General features: G+C 29.5%; 18 protein-coding genes and 1 other annotated feature. Of the genes, 16 read left to right on the top strand and 2 right to left on the bottom strand.

Annotated features, from left to right (window positions below; translation table 11 throughout):
* Positions 1 to 15 precede the first annotated feature (15 nt).
* From ABCM86_RS02860 to ABCM86_RS02795, 14 genes are all read left to right on the top strand, one after another.
* Positions 16 to 1,356 carry a VanW family protein gene (locus tag ABCM86_RS02860; protein WP_195931766.1) on the top strand — a complete coding sequence of 447 codons (1,341 nt, stop codon included), beginning with the start codon at positions 16 to 18 and terminating at the stop codon, positions 1,354 to 1,356.
* A gap of 142 nt (positions 1,357 to 1,498) precedes the next feature.
* Complete coding sequence (trmL, locus tag ABCM86_RS02855) at positions 1,499 to 1,969, top strand: tRNA (uridine(34)/cytosine(34)/5-carboxymethylaminomethyluridine(34)-2'-O)-methyltransferase TrmL (protein WP_343003446.1); 471 nt, start codon at positions 1,499 to 1,501, stop codon at positions 1,967 to 1,969.
* A gap of 29 nt (positions 1,970 to 1,998) precedes the next feature.
* A complete protein-coding gene (locus ABCM86_RS02850) occupies positions 1,999 to 2,841 on the top strand; it encodes a DegV family protein (RefSeq protein WP_195931768.1) in 843 nt (280 codons plus the stop codon).
* Between the two features lie 387 nt (positions 2,842 to 3,228).
* Positions 3,229 to 4,263, top strand: a complete 1,035-nt coding sequence (locus tag ABCM86_RS02845) for a BMP family ABC transporter substrate-binding protein (RefSeq protein ID WP_195931003.1) — start codon at positions 3,229 to 3,231, stop codon at positions 4,261 to 4,263.
* A gap of 353 nt (positions 4,264 to 4,616) precedes the next feature.
* Positions 4,617 to 5,660 carry a BMP family ABC transporter substrate-binding protein gene (locus ABCM86_RS02840; protein ID WP_343003445.1) on the top strand — a complete coding sequence of 348 codons (1,044 nt, stop codon included), beginning with the start codon at positions 4,617 to 4,619 and terminating at the stop codon, positions 5,658 to 5,660.
* 178 nt (positions 5,661 to 5,838) lie between these two features.
* Positions 5,839 to 7,410, top strand: a complete 1,572-nt coding sequence (locus ABCM86_RS02835) for an ABC transporter ATP-binding protein (protein ID WP_195931001.1) — start codon at positions 5,839 to 5,841, stop codon at positions 7,408 to 7,410.
* Positions 7,400 to 8,491, top strand: a complete 1,092-nt coding sequence (locus tag ABCM86_RS02830) for an ABC transporter permease (protein WP_195931000.1) — start codon at positions 7,400 to 7,402, stop codon at positions 8,489 to 8,491. The genes ABCM86_RS02835 and ABCM86_RS02830 overlap by 11 nt, the downstream gene beginning before the upstream one ends.
* A complete protein-coding gene (locus tag ABCM86_RS02825; RefSeq protein ID WP_295572718.1) occupies positions 8,491 to 9,426 on the top strand; it encodes an ABC transporter permease in 936 nt (311 codons plus the stop codon). The genes ABCM86_RS02830 and ABCM86_RS02825 overlap by 1 nt, the downstream gene beginning before the upstream one ends.
* Positions 9,427 to 9,611: 185 nt before the next feature.
* Positions 9,612 to 10,409: a sporulation protein YtxC gene (gene ytxC, locus ABCM86_RS02820; RefSeq protein ID WP_295677649.1), complete on the top strand. Its 798-nt coding sequence runs from the start codon at positions 9,612 to 9,614 to the stop codon at positions 10,407 to 10,409.
* A gap of 125 nt (positions 10,410 to 10,534) precedes the next feature.
* Positions 10,535 to 10,761, top strand: a binding site (T-box leader).
* A 126-nt stretch (positions 10,762 to 10,887) separates the two neighbouring features.
* Positions 10,888 to 12,807 carry a threonine--tRNA ligase gene (thrS, locus tag ABCM86_RS02815; RefSeq protein ID WP_295677648.1) on the top strand — a complete coding sequence of 640 codons (1,920 nt, stop codon included), beginning with the start codon at positions 10,888 to 10,890 and terminating at the stop codon, positions 12,805 to 12,807.
* 313 nt (positions 12,808 to 13,120) lie between these two features.
* The gene (locus ABCM86_RS02810) at positions 13,121 to 14,161 is read left to right on the top strand and encodes an ABC transporter substrate-binding protein (protein WP_022071049.1); all 1,041 of its coding nucleotides are present in this window, start codon (positions 13,121 to 13,123) and stop codon (positions 14,159 to 14,161) included.
* A gap of 25 nt (positions 14,162 to 14,186) precedes the next feature.
* The gene (locus tag ABCM86_RS02805) at positions 14,187 to 15,185 is read left to right on the top strand and encodes an iron ABC transporter permease (RefSeq protein ID WP_022071050.1); all 999 of its coding nucleotides are present in this window, start codon (positions 14,187 to 14,189) and stop codon (positions 15,183 to 15,185) included.
* Between the two features lie 2 nt (positions 15,186 to 15,187).
* Complete coding sequence (locus tag ABCM86_RS02800) at positions 15,188 to 16,219, top strand: iron chelate uptake ABC transporter family permease subunit (protein WP_343003496.1); 1,032 nt, start codon at positions 15,188 to 15,190, stop codon at positions 16,217 to 16,219.
* Positions 16,220 to 16,221: 2 nt separating this feature from the next.
* Positions 16,222 to 17,028 carry an ABC transporter ATP-binding protein gene (locus ABCM86_RS02795; RefSeq protein WP_039905745.1) on the top strand — a complete coding sequence of 269 codons (807 nt, stop codon included), beginning with the start codon at positions 16,222 to 16,224 and terminating at the stop codon, positions 17,026 to 17,028.
* A 100-nt stretch (positions 17,029 to 17,128) separates the two neighbouring features.
* On the opposite strand, the gene ABCM86_RS02790 is transcribed toward ABCM86_RS02795, so the two are convergent.
* Together ABCM86_RS02790 and ABCM86_RS02785 are read right to left on the bottom strand one after the other, a co-directional pair.
* Positions 17,129 to 18,523 carry an MATE family efflux transporter gene (locus ABCM86_RS02790; RefSeq protein WP_343003443.1) on the bottom strand — a complete coding sequence of 465 codons (1,395 nt, stop codon included), beginning with the start codon at positions 18,521 to 18,523 and terminating at the stop codon, positions 17,129 to 17,131.
* Between the two features lie 223 nt (positions 18,524 to 18,746).
* Positions 18,747 to 20,150 carry an AAA family ATPase gene (locus tag ABCM86_RS02785; RefSeq protein ID WP_343003442.1) on the bottom strand — a complete coding sequence of 468 codons (1,404 nt, stop codon included), beginning with the start codon at positions 20,148 to 20,150 and terminating at the stop codon, positions 18,747 to 18,749.
* 519 nt (positions 20,151 to 20,669) lie between these two features.
* Here ABCM86_RS02785 and infC point away from each other — a divergent pair.
* Entirely contained in the window at positions 20,670 to 21,212 is a 543-nt protein-coding gene (infC, locus tag ABCM86_RS02780; RefSeq protein ID WP_330593217.1) for a translation initiation factor IF-3, read from the top strand.
* Positions 21,213 to 21,265: 53 nt separating this feature from the next.
* A complete protein-coding gene (rpmI, locus tag ABCM86_RS02775) occupies positions 21,266 to 21,460 on the top strand; it encodes a 50S ribosomal protein L35 (RefSeq protein WP_007286396.1) in 195 nt (64 codons plus the stop codon).
* Positions 21,461 to 21,536 lie beyond the last annotated feature (76 nt).

The following is a 21,536-nucleotide window of genomic DNA, read 5'->3' as shown; positions in this document are numbered from 1 at the left end:
GAAGGGATGACAGCGTTGAAAAAAAATAAACTTTTAATGATGTTAGTAATTATTTTTATGCTACTAAATAATAGTATAATTTATGCATTTGACTTAGAAGGAAAAATATCAAAGAATGTATACATTGGAGAAATAGATGTATCAGACTTAACTATTGAAGAGGCTACAAAAAAGGTAAACTTATATATAGAAGAAAATAGATATTTTAATTTAATTTATAATGATAAAAAAATAAAAATAGATAAAAATACATTTGATTTAGACTATAAAATCCCACAATTAGCTCAGAATGCGTATAATGTAGGTAGAGACAAGGATATAATAACAAATATAAAAACAAAAGTTAGCTTAAAACGAGGAAATAAAGAAATAATACCAATCGTTTCTTATTATAATATTTCAAAAATAGACGAATTAATAAAACAACTTAATGAACAATTTTATATCTCACCTGTAAATGCAACTGCAGAAGTCATAAATGACAAAGTAGCTGTTACCAAAGGGAGTTATGGTCAAAATATAAATAAACAACAATTAAAAAGTATAATAATCTATAAAATTGATAACTTAAACTCTAAAGACTCTGAAATACCAATAACAGTTTTAAAGCCTAAATATACTTCTAAACAACTATCAAAAATAGACACATTATTAGGGAGTTATGAAACGTACTTTAATCCTAAAAATATAAATAGAGTAAATAATATTAGTGTTGCAACACAAGCTACAAGCAATGTAATTATAAATACTAATGAAAAATTTTCTTTTAATAATGAATTAAGAGAAAAAAATGTATATAATCAATTAAGAGAGGCTCCTATTATCTTAAATGGAAAACCAGATAAAGGAGTTGGTGGTGGAATATGCCAAGTTTCAACGACAATCTATAACGCCGCATTATATGCAGGTATGGATATAGTAGAAATAACAAACCACTCTATACCAAGCCCTTATGTCAATAAAGGACGAGATGCTACTGTATGTGAGGGGGCTATAGATTTTGTTTTTAAAAATAAATACAATACTCCAATAATAGTACACAATACAATTTTATCAAATAAAATTGTATCTAATATATATGGGAGTAGTGACGATAAAAGCGATATAGAGATTGATACAGAAGTGATTGAAACAATCACAAATAAAAAAATATATAAAAATAATTCTAAATTACGAAAAGATGTAAAAGTAGTTGAACAACCTGGAAGATTAGGATATACTGTAAATACTTTTCGCATATATAAATCAAATGGTGAAATTTTGAAAAAAGAACTGATAAATAAAAGTTATTATCCACCTTGTGATGAAATAATTTTGAAAGGAACAAAAGAAGTTCAAAATGAGGTAACAAAATAATGTTTAAATAAGTTATATTTATTTAAATCTATTTTTTAAATAATAAGTTTTTTGATATAATATAATTTAGATTTATTATAGAGTTATAATTAAATAAATTATTAAAATAATTAGCAATTGTGAATAGTATAAGGAGGAAAACATGTCAATAAACGTTGTATTAGTAGAACCAGAAATACCTCAAAATACTGGAAATATAATAAGAACTTGTGCAAATACAGGTGCAATTTTGCACTTAATTAGACCATTAGGTTTTTCATTAGAAGATAAATATTTAAAAAGATGTGGACTGGATTATTGGGATATTTCAGAAATAAAATATTATGATAGCTTTGATGAGTTACAAGAAAAATATCCAGATGCAAAATATTATTATTCAACAACTAAAGCAGAAAAAACTCATTCAGAAATGGAATATGAAGATGGATGCTTTTTAGTGTTTGGGAAAGAAACAAAAGGGTTACCAAAGCCTCTAGTAGAAGCTAATATGGATACTTGTATTAGAATACCTATGCTAAATATAGAAAAGGCTAGATCTCTAAACCTATCAAATTGTGTAGCTATAGTAGTATATGAAGCTATGAGACAAATTGGATATCCAGGCATGAGATAACAATTTTATGATGAAGGAGTAGTTTAACTATGGGCAAAATTAAATTAATTTGTGACAGCATGGCGGACTTAACTAAAGAACAAATAGAAAAATATGATATAGAAGTTTTACCGCTAACTGTAATATTAGAAGATAAAGAATATAAAGATGGAATAGATTTTAACTTAGATGAATTCTATGAATTATTAAAAAATAAAAAATACCCAAAAACTTCACAAGTAACATATGGCCAATTTAAAACTGCATTTGATAAATATGTAGCTGAAGGTAGAACTATTTTCTACATAGCATCATCAGCTAATGCTACAGGTAGTTATCAAAGTGCTGTAATGGCTAAAAATGATACAGAAGGGGATATACATTTATACGACGCGAGCAACCTTACTTTCGGAGCAGGTATGTTTGTACTAAGAGCAGCACAATTATTAGAAGAAGGTAAGAGTATTGATGAAATAATTTCTGAACTTAATATAATAAAAGAAAAATATTGTTTAGTATTTTCTATAGATTCTTTAAATCACCTTCAAAAAGGTGGTAGAATATCTTCTACAAAAGCTATAGTAGGAAATTTATTAAATGTAAAACCTATATGTGAGGTAAAAGATGGATTAGTTACTCAATTAGGACAAGTAAGAGGTAAGAAAAATGTTATAAACAAACTAATTGAAGTTACAGATGAATTAACAGGCGGAGATATCGATACTAGCATTATGTATGTAGGATATATGGATAATGAAAAAGAAAAAGATAAGATGGTTGAAGCCTTAAAAGAAAAATACAATCCTGACCAAATAGGAACATTTAAAGTTGGCTCTTGTATAGGGTCTCACTCAGGTCCTGGTGTTTTAGGAGTATTAAGTTTTAAAAAATAGTTGTATTTAGAGATATTTAAAGTACATATAAATAAAAATGAGTCATAATATATACAGTTTTATGACTCATTTTTTATTCGAATTTTTATGTCTATTTATAGTGATAAAGTTTCTATATATACAAATAATAAATAAATGAATTTATACAATAATTTGTGAATAAAAAGTAATTTTGAAAAAAAAGACGAACAAAAAGAAAAAAATGAAAAAAAAAGATTGATTTTTTTGAAAGAAAATAGGATAATGTAAGTGGATATATTTCGCGTGATTTCGACATATAATGTATACTAATTAAAATATTATTAAAAAAATAATATGACTTATAAATAGTCGAAATCTGCACAAAATAAAAATAACAAAAATGAGACAGTTTTGTAGGAGGACATTATGCAATTAAAAAAATTATTTGCAGTAGGGCTTGCAGCGGTAATGATGAGTTCATTATTAGTTGGATGTAGCGGAAATAAAACAGACAATAGTGAAGATGTATACAAAATAGGTATGATATCTGATACTGGTGGAGTGAACGACGAATCATTTAACCAATCTACTTGGGAAGGGTTACAACAAGCTCAAGAAAAATACGGAAAAGATAAAGTACAAGTTAAATATGTAGAGTCTAGTCAAGAAGCTGACTATACACCAAACATAGAAACATTTGTAGAAGAAGATTTAGATTTAATAATTGGTGTTGGATATAAAATAGCAGGTGCAATAGAAGAAGCATCTAAAAACTATCCAGATGTACAATTTGCAATAATAGACCATGCTTATGACAAACAACCAGAAAATGTAACTTCATTAATATATGAAGATAATACAGCAGCTTACTTAGCTGGATTAATAGCAGCTAAAAAGACTGAAACTAATAAAGTTGCATTCATAGGTGGAATGAAAAGTGCTACATTAGATAAATTCGAATATGGATTTAGAGCAGGAGTTAAAGCTGCAAATCCAGATTGTGAAATATCTGTAAGATATGCAAACAGCTTCAGCGATGCAGCATTAGCAAAATCAATAGCTAACCAAATGCACAAAGACGGTGTTGATGTAATATATACAGCAGCAGGTGCAGCTGGAACAGGTGCTATAGAAGCAGCTAAAGAAAACAAAAAAATGGCTATAGGTGTTGATATAGATCAAAATCCTTTAGCTCCAGAAAATGTAATATCATCAACAGTAAAAAATATAAACGTATCAATAGTTAACTTAGTAGGTGAAATATTAGATGGAAACTACCAAGGTGGACAAGTTATAGTTAATACACTTGCAAGTGGTGGTGTTGGATTATCAGATTCAACAAAAGATCATGTTTCTAAAGACATACTTGACTATGTTAACGAACAAGCTGATAAAATAAAATCTGGAGAAATAAAAGTTCCAGAAAATGAAAAACAGTACAATGAAATAGTTGGGAAATAAGTTATACTATAAATAATATATGAATTAATTAATAGCTATCAAAAGGTTTAAACCTATTGATAGCTATTTTTATGTCGATATTATGTCGATATATAGTGTATTTTTGGAAAATAAGTAAAATTAAATATTTAGTGTAATAAAAAATTAAAAAAAAATTAATTTTATATTGAAATTTTAATGAGAAAATAGGATAATAGATAAAGGTAAAAAATCGTGCAATTATTATATATGTGTTACACAATATGAAATATTACTATAAGTTTATCATAATATATAAAGAATTAATAACTTATAAATAATATAAGAAAATTTGCACAAAATAAAAACAGAATAGAGAACGCTAGGAGGACAAAATGCAATTAAAGAAATTATTTGCAATAGGACTTGCATTCACAATGATGACAACACTATTAGTTGGATGCAGCAATAAGAATGATGGTGCTGATAATACTTCAAAAGACGTATACACTATTGGGATGATAACAGATACAGGTGGAGTTAATGATGAATCATTTAACCAATCTACTTGGGAAGGTTTACAAAAAGCAGAAGAGAAATATGGAAGTGACAAAGTAAAAGTAAAATACTTAGAGTCTACTAAAGATGCAGATTACGTTCCAAACATAGAAACATTCGTTGAAGAAGATTTAGATTTAATAATAGGTGTTGGTTATAAAACTGCAGATGCTATAGCAGAAGCAGCTAAAAACTATCCAGAAAAACAATTTGCTGTAGTTGACCATGCTTATGAAGAACAACCAGAAAATGTTACTTCATTAGTATATGAAGATAATACTTCATCATATTTAGCAGGATTAATAGCTGGTAAAATGACTGAAACAAACAAAGTAGCATTTATAAGTGGTATGGAGAGTGTTGTATTAAACAGATTCCAATATGGATATATGGCAGGAGTTAAAGCTGCAAATCCAGATTGTGAAGTAGTTGTAAGATGCGCAAATAGTTTTAATGATGCTGCATTAGGTAAATCAATAGCTAACCAAATGCATAAAGACGGTATTGATGTAATATTCACAGCAGCAGGTGCAGTTGGTACGGGAGCTATAGAAGCTGCTAAAGAAAATGGAAAAATGGCTATTGGTGTTGATACAGACCAAAATGCATTAGCTCCAGATAACGTAATAACATCAGCTGTTAAAAATGTAGACGTATCAGTTATAGACTTAATAGGTCAAATGATAGATGGAAACTACAAAGGTGGACAAGTTATAACAAATACACTTGCAAGTGGTGGTGTTGGTATAGCTAAAACTACTGATAAAAATGTTCCAGCAGACATATTAAAATATGTTGAAGAACAAGCTGAATTAGTTAAAAGCGGTGAAATAAAAGTTCCTCAAAATGAGAAAGAATACAATGAAATAGTTAGAAAATAATTTTTTAAAACTAACTAAATAAAGTATATTTCTGGCGGAATTAGAAAACTTTTAAAATACAAATAGATTCTATAAAAAATGGATAATATATATATGTATTATCCATTTTTTTAAGTAGACGATTAATGTCGGATATAGAATATTATCAATTAAAAAAAATAAGGAGGACAGTGTGAGCATGGAAAATAGTTATATAGATTACAATCATAAAAGTATACAAATGAAAAATATAACTAAGAAATTTGGCGATTTCGTTGCCAATGACAACATCAACTTGACTGTACACAAGGGAGAGGTACATGCACTTTTAGGTGAAAATGGTGCAGGTAAATCAACTCTAATGAACATCTTATATGGATTATACACTCCAACTTCAGGTGAAATTCATATAAACGAAGAATTAGTTAATATCGAAAATCCTAGCGTTGCAATAAGCAAAGGGATAGGAATGGTTCACCAACATTTCATGTTAATAGGAACTTTTACAGTTGCACAAAACATAATTTTAGGTAGTGAAACTACTAAATTTATGGGAACTTTAGATATGAACAAAGCTATAAAAGATGTAGAAGAAATATCTAAAAGATATGGTTTAGCTATAGACCCAATGGCAAAGGTAGATGATATATCAGTAGGTATGCAACAAAGAGTTGAAATATTAAAAGCTCTATATAGAGGAGCTGATATGTTAATACTTGACGAACCAACAGCAGTTTTAACACCACAAGAAATAGAAGATTTAATAAAAATCATCAGAAACTTAACTAAAGAAGGTAAGTCAGTTATAATAATAACTCATAAATTAAAAGAGATAAAAGCAATAGCAGATCATTGTACTGTTATAAGAAGAGGTAAATACATCGATACTGTAAAAGTTGATGAAGTTACAGAAGATGATTTAGCAACAATGATGGTTGGTAGAGAAGTTAACTTCAAAGTTGATAAAGAAGATGCTCAACCAAAAGAAACAGTACTAGAAATAAATGATTTAGTTGTAAAAGACAGCAGAAAAATTTCAGCTGTAGACGGATTATCTTTAGAAGTAAGAGCTGGAGAAATAGTAGGTATAGCTGGTATAGACGGAAATGGACAAAGTGAATTAGTTGAAGCTTTAACTGGTCTTAGAAAATGTCATAGCGGAAGCATAAAAATAAACGGACATGAAATAGTAAATAATACTCCAAAACAAATCTTCAAAAAAGGTATAAAAAATATACCAGAAGATAGACATAAAAGAGGTCTTGTTTTAGATTTCACTGTTGCAGAAAACTCTATATTACAAAACTACAAAGATGCTAGATTCTCTAAAAATAGCATAATAAACAAAGACGCAATGGACAAACATGCAAAATCAATAATTTCAAGATTTGACGTTAGACCTACAGATTACACTCAAAAAACTAGAGCACTTTCTGGTGGTAACCAACAAAAAATAATCATAGGTAGAGAGGTTATGAATATAGAGAGATCTAGACAAGAAACAAATGAATCTCAATTATTAATAGCGACTCAACCTACAAGAGGACTTGATGTTGGTGCGATAGAATTCGTTCACAAAGCATTAGTTGAACAAAGAGATGCAGGAAATGCTGTTTTACTTGTATCATTAGAATTAGACGAAGTAATGAACGTATCAGACAGAATAGCTGTTATGTACGAAGGTAAAATAGTAGGAATAGTAGATGCAAAAACTACAGACGAAAATACTCTTGGACTTATGATGGCAGGAGGTGCAGTAGATGGAAAATAAAATAGCAAAAAAGAAAAGTTTTCTTAATGATACTTTCTTATTCTCAGTACTATCAGTAGTATTAGGACTTCTAGTTGGTGCAATAGCATTAATGTTATCTGGACATAACCCAATAACAGTTTATGCTGCATTAATAGACGGTATAATCGGTAAGCCTAAATATATAGCATGGACTATAATAAGAGCGACACCATTAATACTTACAGGTTTATCAATTGCCTTTGCATTTAAAACAGGTCTGTTCAATATAGGTGCAGAAGGTCAATTTATAATAGGTGCTTTAGTAGCAGTTTTAGTTGGTGCAGGTTTAGATTTACCAGCAATAATCCATATACCACTTACTTTACTTTGTGCAGCACTTGCTGGTGCAATATGGGGTGGAGTAGCAGGATGGTTAAAATCTAAATTCGGAATAAATGAAGTTATAGCAAACATAATGTTAAACTGGATAGCTTTCTATCTAAGCAACTTTGTATTAATGACTTCATGGTTAAAAGTACCTAATAGTGAAACATCAGTACCTATAAAAGATAGTGCAAAAATAAGCATAGATTGGTTAAAAGGTTTAGTTGGTCCAGCGACTAGTGTAAACTGGGGGATTGTTATATCTATAATTATAGTTATCATAATCGCATTTATATTAGCAAAAACAACTTTAGGATTCGAGCTTAGAGCAGTTGGATTCAACAAATTCGGTGCAGAGTATGCAGGTATAAATGTAAACTCTTCTATATTAAAATCTATGGCTATAGCAGGTATGATAGCTGCAATAGCAGGTGCAATACAAGTTATGGGTGTTACAAATGTTATAACAGTACTTCCAGCTCAAGAAGGATATGGATTTGATGGTATAGCAGTTGCACTTATAGCAAACAATAACCCAATTGGTGTTATATTCTCAGGATTATTATTCGGTGCATTCAAATATGGTGGAACAAAAATGCAATCAGTTGGTGCTCCATCAGAAGTTATAAGTATAATAATCGGATCAATAGTTTACTTCATAGCATTAGTACATGTTATTAAAATAGCTGTTCAAAAAATGAGCAAAAAAAGAAAAAATGAAGGGGTGAATGAATAATGAATGATTTAGCGATAATCCTTAGTACAACTTTAATGTATTCTACTCCCCTTATATTTACAGCACTTGGTGGTATCTTTTCAGAGAATTCAGGTATAGTAAATATAGGACTTGAAGGGATGATGACAATAGGAGCTTTTGTCGGAGCTACAGCAGGATACCTAACAGGTAATCCATGGATTGGTTTATTATGTGCTGGTATAGCAGGTGGTATATTCGCCTTAATTCACGGTATAGCAACTATTAGTTTCAATGCAGACCACACAATATCTGGGGTTGCAATAAACTTATTAGCTCCAGGGGTTGCATTATTTACATCTAAAATATTATTCAATGGTTCAGTTACAACACCAACTATACCAATGGAAAATAAAATTCCAAGACCTTTAAATGGTGTATTTGAATCAGGAAGCATATTAGATACTATATTCAATACTTATGCTACAACATATATAGCATTAGCAATGATAGTTGTAGTTTGGTTTGTATTATATAAAACTAAGTTCGGTCTTAGAGTAAGAGCTGTTGGTGAGCATCCAGGTGCAGCAGATACTTTAGGTATAAATGTATCAAGAGTTAGATATACAAGTGTTATACTTTCAGGTATATTAGCAGGTATAGGTGGAGCTTCTATGAGTTTAGCTATAGTTTCAACATTCAGACCAGCTTTAATATCAGGACAAGGGTATATAGCTTTAGCAGCTGTTATATTCGGTAAATGGAGACCACAATGGGCAGGAGCGGCTTGTCTATTATTCGGTTTCTCAACAGGACTTACAGTTTATTTAGGAAATCCATCATTAGGAATAACTATAAACGAAAACTTATTATCAATGTTACCTTATATAGTAACATTAGTAATGTTAGTATTATTTGTTAGAACATCTAAAGCTCCGGCTGCTTTAGGTAATCCATACAAAAAAGGTGAAAGATAATAAAAATTAAATTATAAAAAAAGCTGTAGATTTTAAATTAATCTACAGCTTTTTTTATTCTATAAAGTTATCAATTTAATTTAACCAATATATCCAAAATGTGAATTAAAAAATAAAAAATAGACATAATACTATATAGATATATTTAAACTACTTTTCTGATTTGACGGAAGGGAACGATTATATTGACTAATAATATGATACATATAAGTTATTTACCACAGCATGATTATATGGTTAATTTATTTATGAAAAATAATTGTAATAAATATATTATATGTAATGAGCATTTAAGAGATTTATGTGTAGATATTGATATGGAAAATGAGGAACATAAAGAAGAAGCAATTAATGGGGTAATAGAACTAATATTAATTATCTTAAAGGATAAAAATTTAAAAGAATACATATGGAATAACTACAGAAATTTAAATAATGAAGAAAAGGAGGAAATATATCGAGAAGCTAAATGTCTCCTTGATAAAAAAGAACCATTTATAATAAATACGATTTACAATAAATTAGTTGAATTTATAGAATCAGAAAAGGTGTTAAATATAGACGGTTTTTTTAGGTTTAGAATGAGAGATTTTATGGTGTATATATCTATAATAAGTGATATAGCACTTGAAGAATATTTAATAAAGAGAGATAAAAATCAATTTATAAACACTTTAAAATATTTTATAGAATCACAAGAACATAAAATTGATTTATTAATAATACATATAATGAAAGATAGCAGCTTTAGGTTTTTTGACAGAAATGGAATCGAAATAAACAATAAAGAAAGCGAAGAAATGATGAGCATGATTATGAAGGAAGATCTAAACTACGAAGACTGTCTAATAAGTGTATTATTAGCTTTATGCCCTAAAAAAATAGAAATAATAGATGATTTAAAAAATGATACTTCAAAGGAAATAATAGAAAATATAAAGATAATATTCGAAGACAACGTAAAAATTATTAATAGAAATTAATTTAGCTTATAAATTTAAAAAACTATCATAATTATAAAGTCTTATAAAAATTTTGTTGAATATTATTATTGAATGATTTTTAAGTATCTGTTATAATCTAAATCATAATAGTTAATAATTAAAATATAATCGCTATGAAGAGGACAAGTAAATAAGAATTTATTTTACTAGAGAGTAAGGTCACCGGCTGAAAGCCTTATAAAATAAACTTGTTGAAAAACTACCTCGGAGCGGAACTTATTAGCACATAGTGTGAAAGTGTTCGGTTGACAACCTTATAGTCATCAAGAGGATTTATTTTCATTAAATAAATCAACTTGGGTGGAACCACGATATCGTACTCGTCCCAACTTTCTGGGACGAGTTTTTTTATTATTTATATGAAATCTAAATAATGGAATCAAAGAATATATTTTCTTGATTTAGTTAGAGTAATTATAAATTTAAAATTTATTAGAAAAAATACAGGAGGAAAAAAATGATTAAAGTTACATTAAAAGACGGTTCAATTAAAGAATTCGAAGGCAAAATATCAGTATTAGATATAGCAAAATCAATCAGTGAAGGTTTAGCTAGAGCTGTTGTTGCAGCTTCAGTTAACGGACAAACTGTAGGTCTTGACTACGTAGTAAGTGAAGATTGTGAATTAAACTTATACAAATTTGATGATGAAGAAGGAAAAGACGTATTCAGACATACATCAGCTCATATGTTAGCACAAGCTTTAAAAAGATTATATCCAGGAGTTAAACTTGCTATAGGGCCAAGTATAGAAAATGGATTCTACTATGATATAGATTTAGATCATAGAATAACAGAAGAAGAATTAGCTAAAATAGAAGCTGAAATGAAAAAAATAGCTAAAGAAGATTTAAAAATAGAAAGATATGAACTTCCAAAAGAAGAAGCTTTAAAATGGGCTAAAGAAAATGGAGAAGACTACAAAGTTGAATTAATAGAAGAATTACCAGAAGGTGAAGTAATATCATTCTACAAACAAGGTGATTTCGCTGACTTATGTAGAGGGCCACATCTTCCATCAACTAAAAAAGTTAAAGCTGTAAAATTATTAAGTGTTGCAGGTGCTTACTGGCGTGGAGATGAAAAAAATAAAATGCTTCAAAGAATATACGGAACTTCATTCGAAAAAAATAAAGATTTAGAAGCATACTTACACTTAATGGAAGAAGCTAAGAAAAGAGACCACAGAAAATTAGGTAAAGAATTAGATTTATTCTTCATACCAGAAGAAGGACCAGGATTCCCATTATTCATGCCTAAAGGTATGCAACTTAAAAATGCATTATTAGAATTCTGGAGAGAAGTACATAGAGAAGATAACTATGTTGAAATAGAAACTCCAATAATATTAAACAGACATTTATGGGAAACTTCAGGACACTGGTATCACTACAAAGAAAATATGTATACTGTTAAAATAGACGACCAAGATTTCGCTATAAAACCAATGAACTGCCCAGGTGGAATGTTATATTACAAATCAAAACCACATTCTTATAGAGATTTCCCTATGAGAGTTGCTGAGCTTGGTAGAGTTCACAGACATGAATTATCAGGTGCTTTACATGGTCTTATGAGAGTTAGAGCATTCACTCAAGATGATGCGCATATATTCATGTTACCAGAACAAATAAAAGACGAAATAAAAGACGTAGTTAGACTTATAGACAGCGTATACAAGGTATTCGGATTCCAATATGGAATAGAGTTATCTACTAGACCAGAAGATTCTATGGGTACTGATGAAGAGTGGGAAATAGCTGAAAATGGTTTAAGAGAAGCTTTAGAAGAATTAGGTTTAGCTTATGAAATAAATGAAGGTGATGGAGCATTCTATGGACCAAAAATAGACTTCCACTTAAGAGATTGCTTAGGTAGAACATGGCAATGTGGTACTATACAATTAGATATGCAATTACCACAAAGATTTGATGCTACTTATATAGGACAAGATGGTGAAAAACATAGACCAGTTATGATACACAGAGTTTTATTAGGTAGTATAGAAAGATTTATAGGAATATTAATAGAGCATTATGCTGGTAAATTCCCAGTTTGGATAGCTCCAACTCAAGTTAAAATACTTCCTATATCTGATAAATACAACGATTATGCTAAAGCAGTTAAAGATGCTTTATTTGCTAAAGGTTTAAGAGTTGAAATAGATGACAGAGCGGAAAAAATGGGCTTCAAAATAAGAGAAGCACAATTAGAAAAAGTTCCTTACATGTTAGTTGTAGGTGAAAAAGAAGTTGAAGGAAATGCTGTTTCAGTTAGATCAAGAGATAAAGGTGAAATGGGTAGCTTATCAGTAGACGAATTTGTTGCTATGGTATGTAAAGAAGTAGAAGATAAAGTTAACGTAATCCAAGACTAATAAAAATAAAATATTATATTAAATAAAAACATCCTTATTATTGTTTTAAGATACAATGATAAGGATGTTTTTTTGTATATGTAAAAATTTAAATGTTATTTGAAGTATTATTTATATCGCATTAAAATTTGATAATTATTATGGTATAAAATATAAAATTAAAAAAAATTATAATTATATTTACAAAAATATATAAAAACATTATAATGATAACTGGCGATTTATGAATATTGTTATCAATTATTAAAGAATATTGATATCATGTTCAAGTTTAAATTTAAATTTAAATATTGTAAATATATAGGAGGAAGTTATGAAGTTAAAAAAATTATGTGCAATTGTAATGTCTTGTGCCCTACTTATTACAACAGGGTGTTCAAGTACAAATACTCAAAGTAAGGATGATAGTAAAAAGAGTGATGTGCAGGAGACAACTTCTGCATCTTATCCAATAAAGATAAAACATGCATATGGCGAAACTATAATAGAGAGTGAGCCTAAAAATATTGCAACAATATCTTGGGGAAATCAAGATGTTCCGCTAGCCTTAGGTATTACACCAGTGGGAGTATCTAAAGCAAATTATGGTGAGACGGAAGAAAATGGTTTATTACCATGGACAGGAGAGAAATATAATGAATTAGGTGTAGATAAACCTGTTGTATTTAACGATGTGGATGGAATAGATTATGAAGCTATTAGTGACTCAAATCCAGATGTCATACTAGCTGCTTATTCTGGAATAACACAAGAAGAATATGATTTATTAAGTCAAATAGCTCCAGTTGTTGCATATCCAACAGAGGCATGGCAAACTTTATGGAGAGATCAAATAAATATTAATGCTACTGCAATTGGTAAGAAAGATGAAGGTGAAGCATTAGTTAAAGAATTAGAAACATTAATAAAAGAAAAAACAAGTGAATACAAAGATATAAAAGGAAAGAAAGCAGTATTTTGCTACTTTAATCCATCTGACTTAGGTAAATTTTATATATATTTACCATCAGACCCTCGTGTAGCGTATTTAACAGATTTAGGATTAGAATTTCCAGAAAGTATATCTAAGTTAGCTGAAGGATCAAATAGTTTCTATGTTGAAATAAGTTCAGAAAATATAGATATATTAGAAGATGCAGATATTATAGTTTGTTACGGAAATGATGGATTATTAAAATCTTTACAAGATGATACTTTATTAAGTAAAGTTCCTGCAATTGCAAACGGATCAGTTGCTGTTATAGAAGATGGTTCAGCATTAGCAGCATCTTGTACTCCTAGTGCATTATCTATACCAGCTAAAATAGATGAATATTTAAAAGTAATAGGAGATGCTGCATCTAAAGTAAAATAATTAGATGATAGTATACAAGATAAATATGAAATTATCAAAAATGATAGGAATATACATAGGTGGTTTTATTATTCTTGGAATATGTATCTTGGCCTCACTAGCGTGGGGCTCTAGATATATTGGTTTTGATGAAGTGATTAGTGCATTAACTCAAAGCGACAATATGTCACTTAATGCATTAGTAGTTCGAGAACGTATACCAAGAACAGTATTTGCACTTATTGCAGGAGCTTCACTTGGAATATCAGGCTTGCTTATGCAATCAATTACACGTAATCCAATAGCTGATCCAAGTATTTTAGGAGTAAATACAGGAGCATCTTTATTTGTTGTTGTTGGGATTACATTTTTTAATTTGAGTACAGCTAGTGGATATATATGGTTTGCACTTATAGGGGCAGCCCTTACATCGTTTTGTGTATATGGTATAGCTTCAATTGGACCAGGAGGAATTACTCCAATAAAACTTGCTTTAGCTGGTGCCTCAATTAGTGCAATACTATCATCTTTAGTTAGTTTAATAATTCTTCCACGCGCAGATGTTATGGATGCATATAGATTTTGGCAAGTAGGTAGTTTAAGTGGAGCAACGTGGGAAGGTATAAAATCAGTATTGCCATTTATTATAGTCGGATTAATTATAAGTGTTATATTTATGCATGCATTAAATGCATTAGCCTTAGGTGATGAAGTAGCTACAGGTCTTGGAGTAAATACAGGATTAGTAAGAATTATGTGTGCAATAGCTGGTGTAATATTATGTGGAGCTACGACAGCAATAGCTGGACCTATAGGTTTTATAGGATTAATGATACCTCATATTGTACGTCTTATTTTAGGATCGGATATGAAAAATTTAATACCAATGTCTGCTATAGGTGGGGCAATCCTTTTGATGATATCAGATGTTTTAGGAAGAATAATTGGGTCACCGAGCGAATTAGAAGTTGGAATTATAACAGCATTTTTAGGTGCACCAATACTTATTATAATTGCTAGGAAAGCGAAGGTGAAAAGTATATGATAATGCGAAGTACAAATAATAGTATCATTATAAAACATGCTTACTATAAAAGAAGGGCTCGTGCTGTTATAGCTAATGTTTCACTTATTGCAATAGTATTATGTATTTGCATAATGATGCTTTTATATGGAAATACAAATTATTCATTAGATGTGGTTATAAGAGTATTAAGAGGAGAAAATATTCAAGGTGCTACTTTTGCGATAGCTACATTACGTCTACCAAGAATGCTTAGTGGGTTATTGGTTGGAATAGCATTTGGGATTGCAGGAAACACATTTCAAACAATGCTTAGAAATCCTCTAGCAAGCCCAGATATAATAGGAGTAACATCAGGGTCTAGTGTGGCAGCAGTTTTTTGCATATTGGTGCTTGGATTGAGTGGACCGGCTGTTTCGATAATTTCGGTTATATCAGGACTTTTAGTATCAATGCTTATATATTTACTATCTAAAGATATAAGCTTTTCAGGAAGTAGATTGATATTAATCGGTATAGGAATACAAGCTATGCTTCAAGCCGCAATTTCTTTTTTATTGCTTAAGGCAAGTCAATATGATGTTCCAGGAGTAATGAGATGGTTAAGTGGAAGTTTAAATGGTATGACAATGAAATGCATTCCAACATTATTTATAGTTGTAATGGTATTTGGAATAATAAGTTTACTATTTACAAAATATCTTCAAGTACTAGAATTAGGAGATGAATTTGCAACGACACTTGGTATAAGACTAAATCTAGTGAGAATTATTTTAATTTTAAGTGCTGTATTTTTAATAGCATTTGCAACATCTACTACGGGACCAATAGCATTTGTTGCATTTTTAGCTGGACCAATAGCATCAAAAATTGTTGGGCGTGGGTCGTCAAATGTACTAGCATCAGGTCTTGTAGGTGCATTATTAGTACTTAGTTCAGATATGATTGGACAATATGTATTTAGTACAAGATTTCCAGTAGGTGTTATTACTGGGATTTTAGGGGCACCATACATGTTATTTTTATTAATATGTATAAATAGAAGAGGAGAATAATGATGAATAAAAATCAACACACATTTGAAGCTAAAAATATAGTAACTGGATATGATAAAAAAATTATAATAGATGGTATAGATTTAAGTGTGCCTAGTAATAAAGTTAGTGTAATAATAGGCTCTAATGGATGTGGTAAATCAACTTTATTAAAGACAATGGCTAGATTAATAAAGCCATTATCAGGTGATATTGTTATTGATGGAAAGAAAATTACAACAATGCCATCTAAAAAGCTGGCACAAATTTTAGGATTATTACCACAATCACCAGTAGTACCAGAAGGTATAACTGTTTGGGATTTAGTATCAAGAGGAAGATTCCCTTATCAAAACTTATTTAGTAGCTTAAATAAAGAAGATTTTGAAGCTGTGGAAGAGGCACTTGAAATAATGGGAATTTCGGAATTAGCGAATAGGTGTATTGATGAACTATCGGGTGGTCAGCGTCAACGAGTATGGATTGCTATGGCTCTTGCACAACAAACAGATATACTTTTATTAGATGAACCTACAACTTATTTAGATATAGCATATCAAGTAGAAATATTAGATTTATTAACTGATTTAAATCGAAAAAGAGGGACTACAATAGTGATGGTACTTCATGATATAAATTTATCAGCAAGATATGCAGATTATATATTTGCTCTTCGTAAAGGGAAATTAGTGTCACAGGGAAGCCCAGAAGACATTATAACATCAGAATTAATAAATGATGTATTTGGACTAGATTGTGAGGTTATTAAAGATCCAGTATCTCACTCACCATTTATAATTCCTAAGGGAAGACATTATGTAAATGTTTAAAATATAAATGATAATTATTTATTACAATGGAAAATTAAGAATTAATAAAAACTATTTTTAACTTAAAGATAATAATTTAAAGTTAAAAATAGTTTTTTTATTATAAATGTATATTTTGATGTTCTTCTACTAACTCCAATTGCTTCATATTTTTAAATTCTATACTTATAGTGATTAAACATGTTATTGCTGCAATCAAATCAGCAGCCGGGTCAGCAAAAATTATACCATCAATACCAAAGAATAGAGGTAGTATAATTATTAAAGGAAGTAAATAAATTATTTGTCTAGTTAAAGATAAAAATATACCTTTTATAGGTTTTCCGATAGAAGTAAAAAATGTCGATGTAATAGGTTGTATAAAGTTTATACATATAAAGAATAAGAATATACGGAAAAACTTTGTTGCAAATTGATAATATTCTTCTGTCCCAGAACCAAATAAAGATATAATTTCCATAGGGAATAGTTGAAATGATATAAATGCAATAATTGATATAATCGCACCTGCTTTGTTTGCTAATATATAAGTGTATTTAACTCTGTGATATTTTTTAGCTCCATAGTTAAAACTTTCAATTGGTTGACTTCCTTGGCTAAGACCGATTACAACTGAGAAGAATAGTTGTGAAACTTTCATTGTGATTCCTGCACATGCAATGGGAATTGCCTCTCCATATATTGATAAACCACCATAATATCTAAGTGAATTATTTAAAATAATTTGAACAATCATCATAGAAAGTTGATTTATACCAGATGCCATACCTATAGAAGCAACCTCTTTTATATAATTTATATTTAATTTGAAATGTTTTGCCAAAAGAGGGACTGTTTTAAAGTTTTTCATATAAATGATAACAACAACAGTAGATGCAATTTGACCTATTATAGTAGCATAGGCTGCACCAGCCATTCCCATATTAAATCCAAATATAAAGATAGCGTCTAAAATAACATTAATAACTGCTCCTAATATATTACAGAACATTGATATTTTGGGACTGCCATCAGCACGAATTATATGACCTCCACCTACAGATAAAATTAAAAATGGGAAACCAAATGAGGTAATTCTCACATAAGTTTGAGCATATGGAAGTACATCATTAGGAGAACCACAAGCTTTTAGTATCTGTGTTAAAAATAGTTGCGTAATTATAAATAATATTACACCAGATGAAAATAACATAATAATCGCATTTCCTATATAAAATGGTGATTTTTCTTTTTCACCACGCCCCATACTTAAATTGAAACACGATGCTGCACCAATTCCGAATAATAATGATACAGCTATGCATGATGTGGAAAGAGGGAAGGCAATATTTGTTGCAGCATTGCCGAGAGTTCCTACTGCCTGACCGATAAATAACTGGTCTACAATATTGTATAATGCTCCAACTATCATAGCTATAATACTTGGCACAGAAAATTTAAACATTAATTTTGGTATAGAATCTGTACCTAATGGGTTTTGTTGAACATTTTCCATGATTTATCCTCCTAGACTACAAAATTAAACTTACTATTAAAACTTTATTTTTATAATTTATTATTTTTATTTATCAAAAGTTGATTCATAAGAAATTATAACAATTTTAAAGTTTTGATTTATTTTATAACTTTATAGTAGGGAATAAATTAAGTTAAGGCAACTTAAAAAAACATAAACATATAAAAAGTCCTAAATTTATAGGACTTTTTATAGAATAATTTTAATTGGCTGCTTCTTTTCTAATGAGATCTTCTAATTGGTCACAAGTCATAGTTTCATTTTCAAATAGGAATTTTGAAACTATATGTAAATCATTGATATTTTCTCTAAGAATTTTTAGTGTATTTTCATAACATGTATTTACAATGTTGTTTATTTCTTTTTGGATAGGTTCCGATAAAAAATTCTTAGTATTTTTATCAATAGTTATTAAACCTAATTTGCTCATACCATAATCACATACCATGTTAGTTGCTATGTCTGTTACTTTTTGTAAGTCGTCTTTGGCACCAGTTGATTGATGGTTAAATATTAATTCTTCGGCTGCTTTTCCAGCTAATAGTATTTGTATTTTTGATATTAGTTCTGTTTTTGTGTAAATATATCTATCTTCGTCTGGGAGTTGAAGAACATAACCCAATGCTTCACCTCTAGGGACTATAGATATTTTTTGGATTTTGCATAAATTTAAGATATTGCTAACTAATGCATGTCCAGCCTCATGATAAGAAACAATTTCTTTTTCTTTTTCGATTAGGGCGGAACTTTTACACTCGACACCTGCGATAACTCTTTCAAGAGCTTTATCGAAGTGTTCCGAAGTTACAACTTCGCTAGCATCTCTAACAGCATATATTGCAGCTTCATTAGCTATGTTGGCTAGATGGGCACCATTAAATCCATGTGTTTTTTTAGCTAATAAATCTAAATCTACTGATTTATCTAATGGTTTATTATTAGTATGAACTTTTAAAATTTCATATCTAGTACGCACATTTGGAGCACTAATATGAATGTGTCTATCAAATCTTCCTGGTCTTAAAAGGGCATCATCTAGAAGGTCAAGTCTATTAGTTGCACCTATTATGATAATGTTTGAATCCTTATTGAATCCATCCATTTCAACTAAAAGTTGATTAAGAGTTTGGTCTTTTTCGTTATTGCTTTCTAGGTGACGTTTTGCTCCTATAGCATCAATTTCGTCAATAAATATGATACTTGGGGCTTCTTTTCTCGCTTTTTCAAATAAAGTTCTAACTCTTTTAGCTCCTACGCCTACGTATTTTTCAACAAATTCAGAACCTGTAACATTAAAGAATGATGCGTTTGTTTCTCCTGCAACGGCACATGCTAAAAGCGTTTTACCTGTTCCAGGTGGACCGTAAAATAAAATCCCTTTGGGAACTTTAGCGCCCATTTTTTGATATTTTTCTGGGAATTTCATGAAATCTACTACTTCAAATAGTTCTTCTTTTATTTCTTCGAGTCCGGCAACATCTCTAAATGTTGTTTTAGGTTTTGTGCTCAGTGAAGGTTCAGTATTATTCTCTTTTTCGAGTTTAGTGTGAACAAAAGCAGGAACAGGATTATTTAGTTTTTTAAAAAAATTATTAAGTAAGTTCATATCTTGCACCTCAGGTAATAGAATTTTCCTTTATATTATTTTTTCCAATGATGTGAAGTTTTATTATGATTTTACAACAAAATTAAACTATGTAAACTAAGATGTCTTACAGTAAGTATAACCAGCTGACATTTTATTATTCTAAAATAATGAAATACTACAATTAAAATCTAGTATAAAAATAAGAAAGGTTTTATATTGGAAATATTTAAAACGTGAAATTTAATGAATAATAAGTTATAATAAAAAAAGAGCAAAACTTATAAAAATATGATTGCATAATTTAAAAATTAGCATATTATATATTGTACGACAAAAATTAGAAGTTAAAAAACAGTTGACACCGCATCATTAAAGTTGTATAATTGATACGGTAACAAGATAACAAAAGAAAATAAGAAGAATTTCATTCTCACCTTGCAACTAGAGTTAGTAAGGTAAATATAAGTATAGACTATCATTAAGATAGTATAATTTTGATGACTTATAGCGGATGAATTCTCATTCGCTTTTTATTTTATATTTAATATAATAATTTGGAGGTGTCCTACAATTAGCAAAGAATTATCAATCAATGATCAAATAAGAGATAAAGAGTTAAGAATAATCTCTGAAACTGGAGAACAACTTGGAATAATGTCTGCCAGAGAAGCTCAAATAATAGCAAACGGAAAAAATTTAGATTTAGTTAAAATTTCTCCTAATGCTAAACCACCAGTTTGTAAAATTATGGACTATGGTAAATATAAATACGAACAAGCTAGAAAAGAAAAAGAAGCTAAGAAAAAACAAAAAACAATAGCTGTTAAGGAAATAAGATTAAGACCAGGTATTGAATCAAACGACTTAAATACTAAAGCGAATAATGCTATTAAATTCCTTAAAAAAGGCGACAAGGTAAAAGTAGAACTTCGTTTTAGAGGTAGAGAATTAGGACATAAAGACATTGGTAAAGAAGTAATGCTTAAATTCATAGAAATTGTTAAAGAGTTTGGTGAACCAGTGAAAGCCCCTGCTTTTGAAGGGAATAACATGGTTGTAATTATAGATCCAAAAAAATAAACAGATAAGATAAATAGATTTTATTGACGATTAACTGAGAGGAGGAAGTTATCATGCCAAAAATGAAAACTCATAGAGGAGCTGCAAAAAGACTTAGAAAAACAGGAAGCGGAAAATTAAAAAGAAATAAAGCTTACAAAAGTCATATATTAACTAAAAAATCTCCAAAAACTAAAATGAACTTAAGAAAATCTGCTATAGTTAGCGATGGAGATGCTAAAAGAATAGCTCAATTATTACCATATTAATTAGAATTAATTAATAAAGATAAACTAATCAGAACGGATTAGTACAAAAAAACACAAAATAAAAAATAATCGAAAA

This window comes from Clostridium sp. 2218st1_F5_2218SCRN_220325, assembly GCF_039062665.1.
In the GTDB taxonomy this organism is placed as follows: domain Bacteria; phylum Bacillota; class Clostridia; order Peptostreptococcales; family Peptostreptococcaceae; genus Intestinibacter.
The sequence above is the reverse complement of the archived record's forward strand: the minus strand, read 5'-3'. Positions and strand labels throughout refer to the sequence as shown.

Excerpts from the sequence above, each read along its gene's own strand:
- ABCM86_RS02845 (WP_195931003.1), top strand. The coding sequence starts at position 3,229 with ATGCAATTAAAAAAATTATTTGCAGTAGGGCTTGCAGCGGTAATGATG.
- ABCM86_RS02850 (WP_195931768.1), top strand. The coding sequence starts at position 1,999 with ATGGGCAAAATTAAATTAATTTGTGACAGCATGGCGGACTTAACTAAA.
- ABCM86_RS02825 (WP_295572718.1), top strand. The coding sequence starts at position 8,491 with ATGAATGATTTAGCGATAATCCTTAGTACAACTTTAATGTATTCTACT.
- rpmI (WP_007286396.1), top strand. The coding sequence starts at position 21,266 with ATGCCAAAAATGAAAACTCATAGAGGAGCTGCAAAAAGACTTAGAAAA.
- ABCM86_RS02840 (WP_343003445.1), top strand. The coding sequence starts at position 4,617 with ATGCAATTAAAGAAATTATTTGCAATAGGACTTGCATTCACAATGATG.
- ABCM86_RS02805 (WP_022071050.1), top strand. The coding sequence starts at position 14,187 with ATGAAATTATCAAAAATGATAGGAATATACATAGGTGGTTTTATTATT.
- ABCM86_RS02795 (WP_039905745.1), top strand. The coding sequence starts at position 16,222 with ATGAATAAAAATCAACACACATTTGAAGCTAAAAATATAGTAACTGGA.
- ABCM86_RS02790 (WP_343003443.1), bottom strand. The coding sequence starts at position 18,523 with ATGGAAAATGTTCAACAAAACCCATTAGGTACAGATTCTATACCAAAA.
- ABCM86_RS02830 (WP_195931000.1), top strand. The coding sequence starts at position 7,400 with ATGGAAAATAAAATAGCAAAAAAGAAAAGTTTTCTTAATGATACTTTC.
- thrS (WP_295677648.1), top strand. The coding sequence starts at position 10,888 with ATGATTAAAGTTACATTAAAAGACGGTTCAATTAAAGAATTCGAAGGC.
- ABCM86_RS02785 (WP_343003442.1), bottom strand. The coding sequence starts at position 20,150 with ATGAACTTACTTAATAATTTTTTTAAAAAACTAAATAATCCTGTTCCT.
- ABCM86_RS02835 (WP_195931001.1), top strand. The coding sequence starts at position 5,839 with ATGGAAAATAGTTATATAGATTACAATCATAAAAGTATACAAATGAAA.
- ABCM86_RS02810 (WP_022071049.1), top strand. The coding sequence starts at position 13,121 with ATGAAGTTAAAAAAATTATGTGCAATTGTAATGTCTTGTGCCCTACTT.
- ABCM86_RS02800 (WP_343003496.1), top strand. The coding sequence starts at position 15,188 with ATGCGAAGTACAAATAATAGTATCATTATAAAACATGCTTACTATAAA.
- trmL (WP_343003446.1), top strand. The coding sequence starts at position 1,499 with ATGTCAATAAACGTTGTATTAGTAGAACCAGAAATACCTCAAAATACT.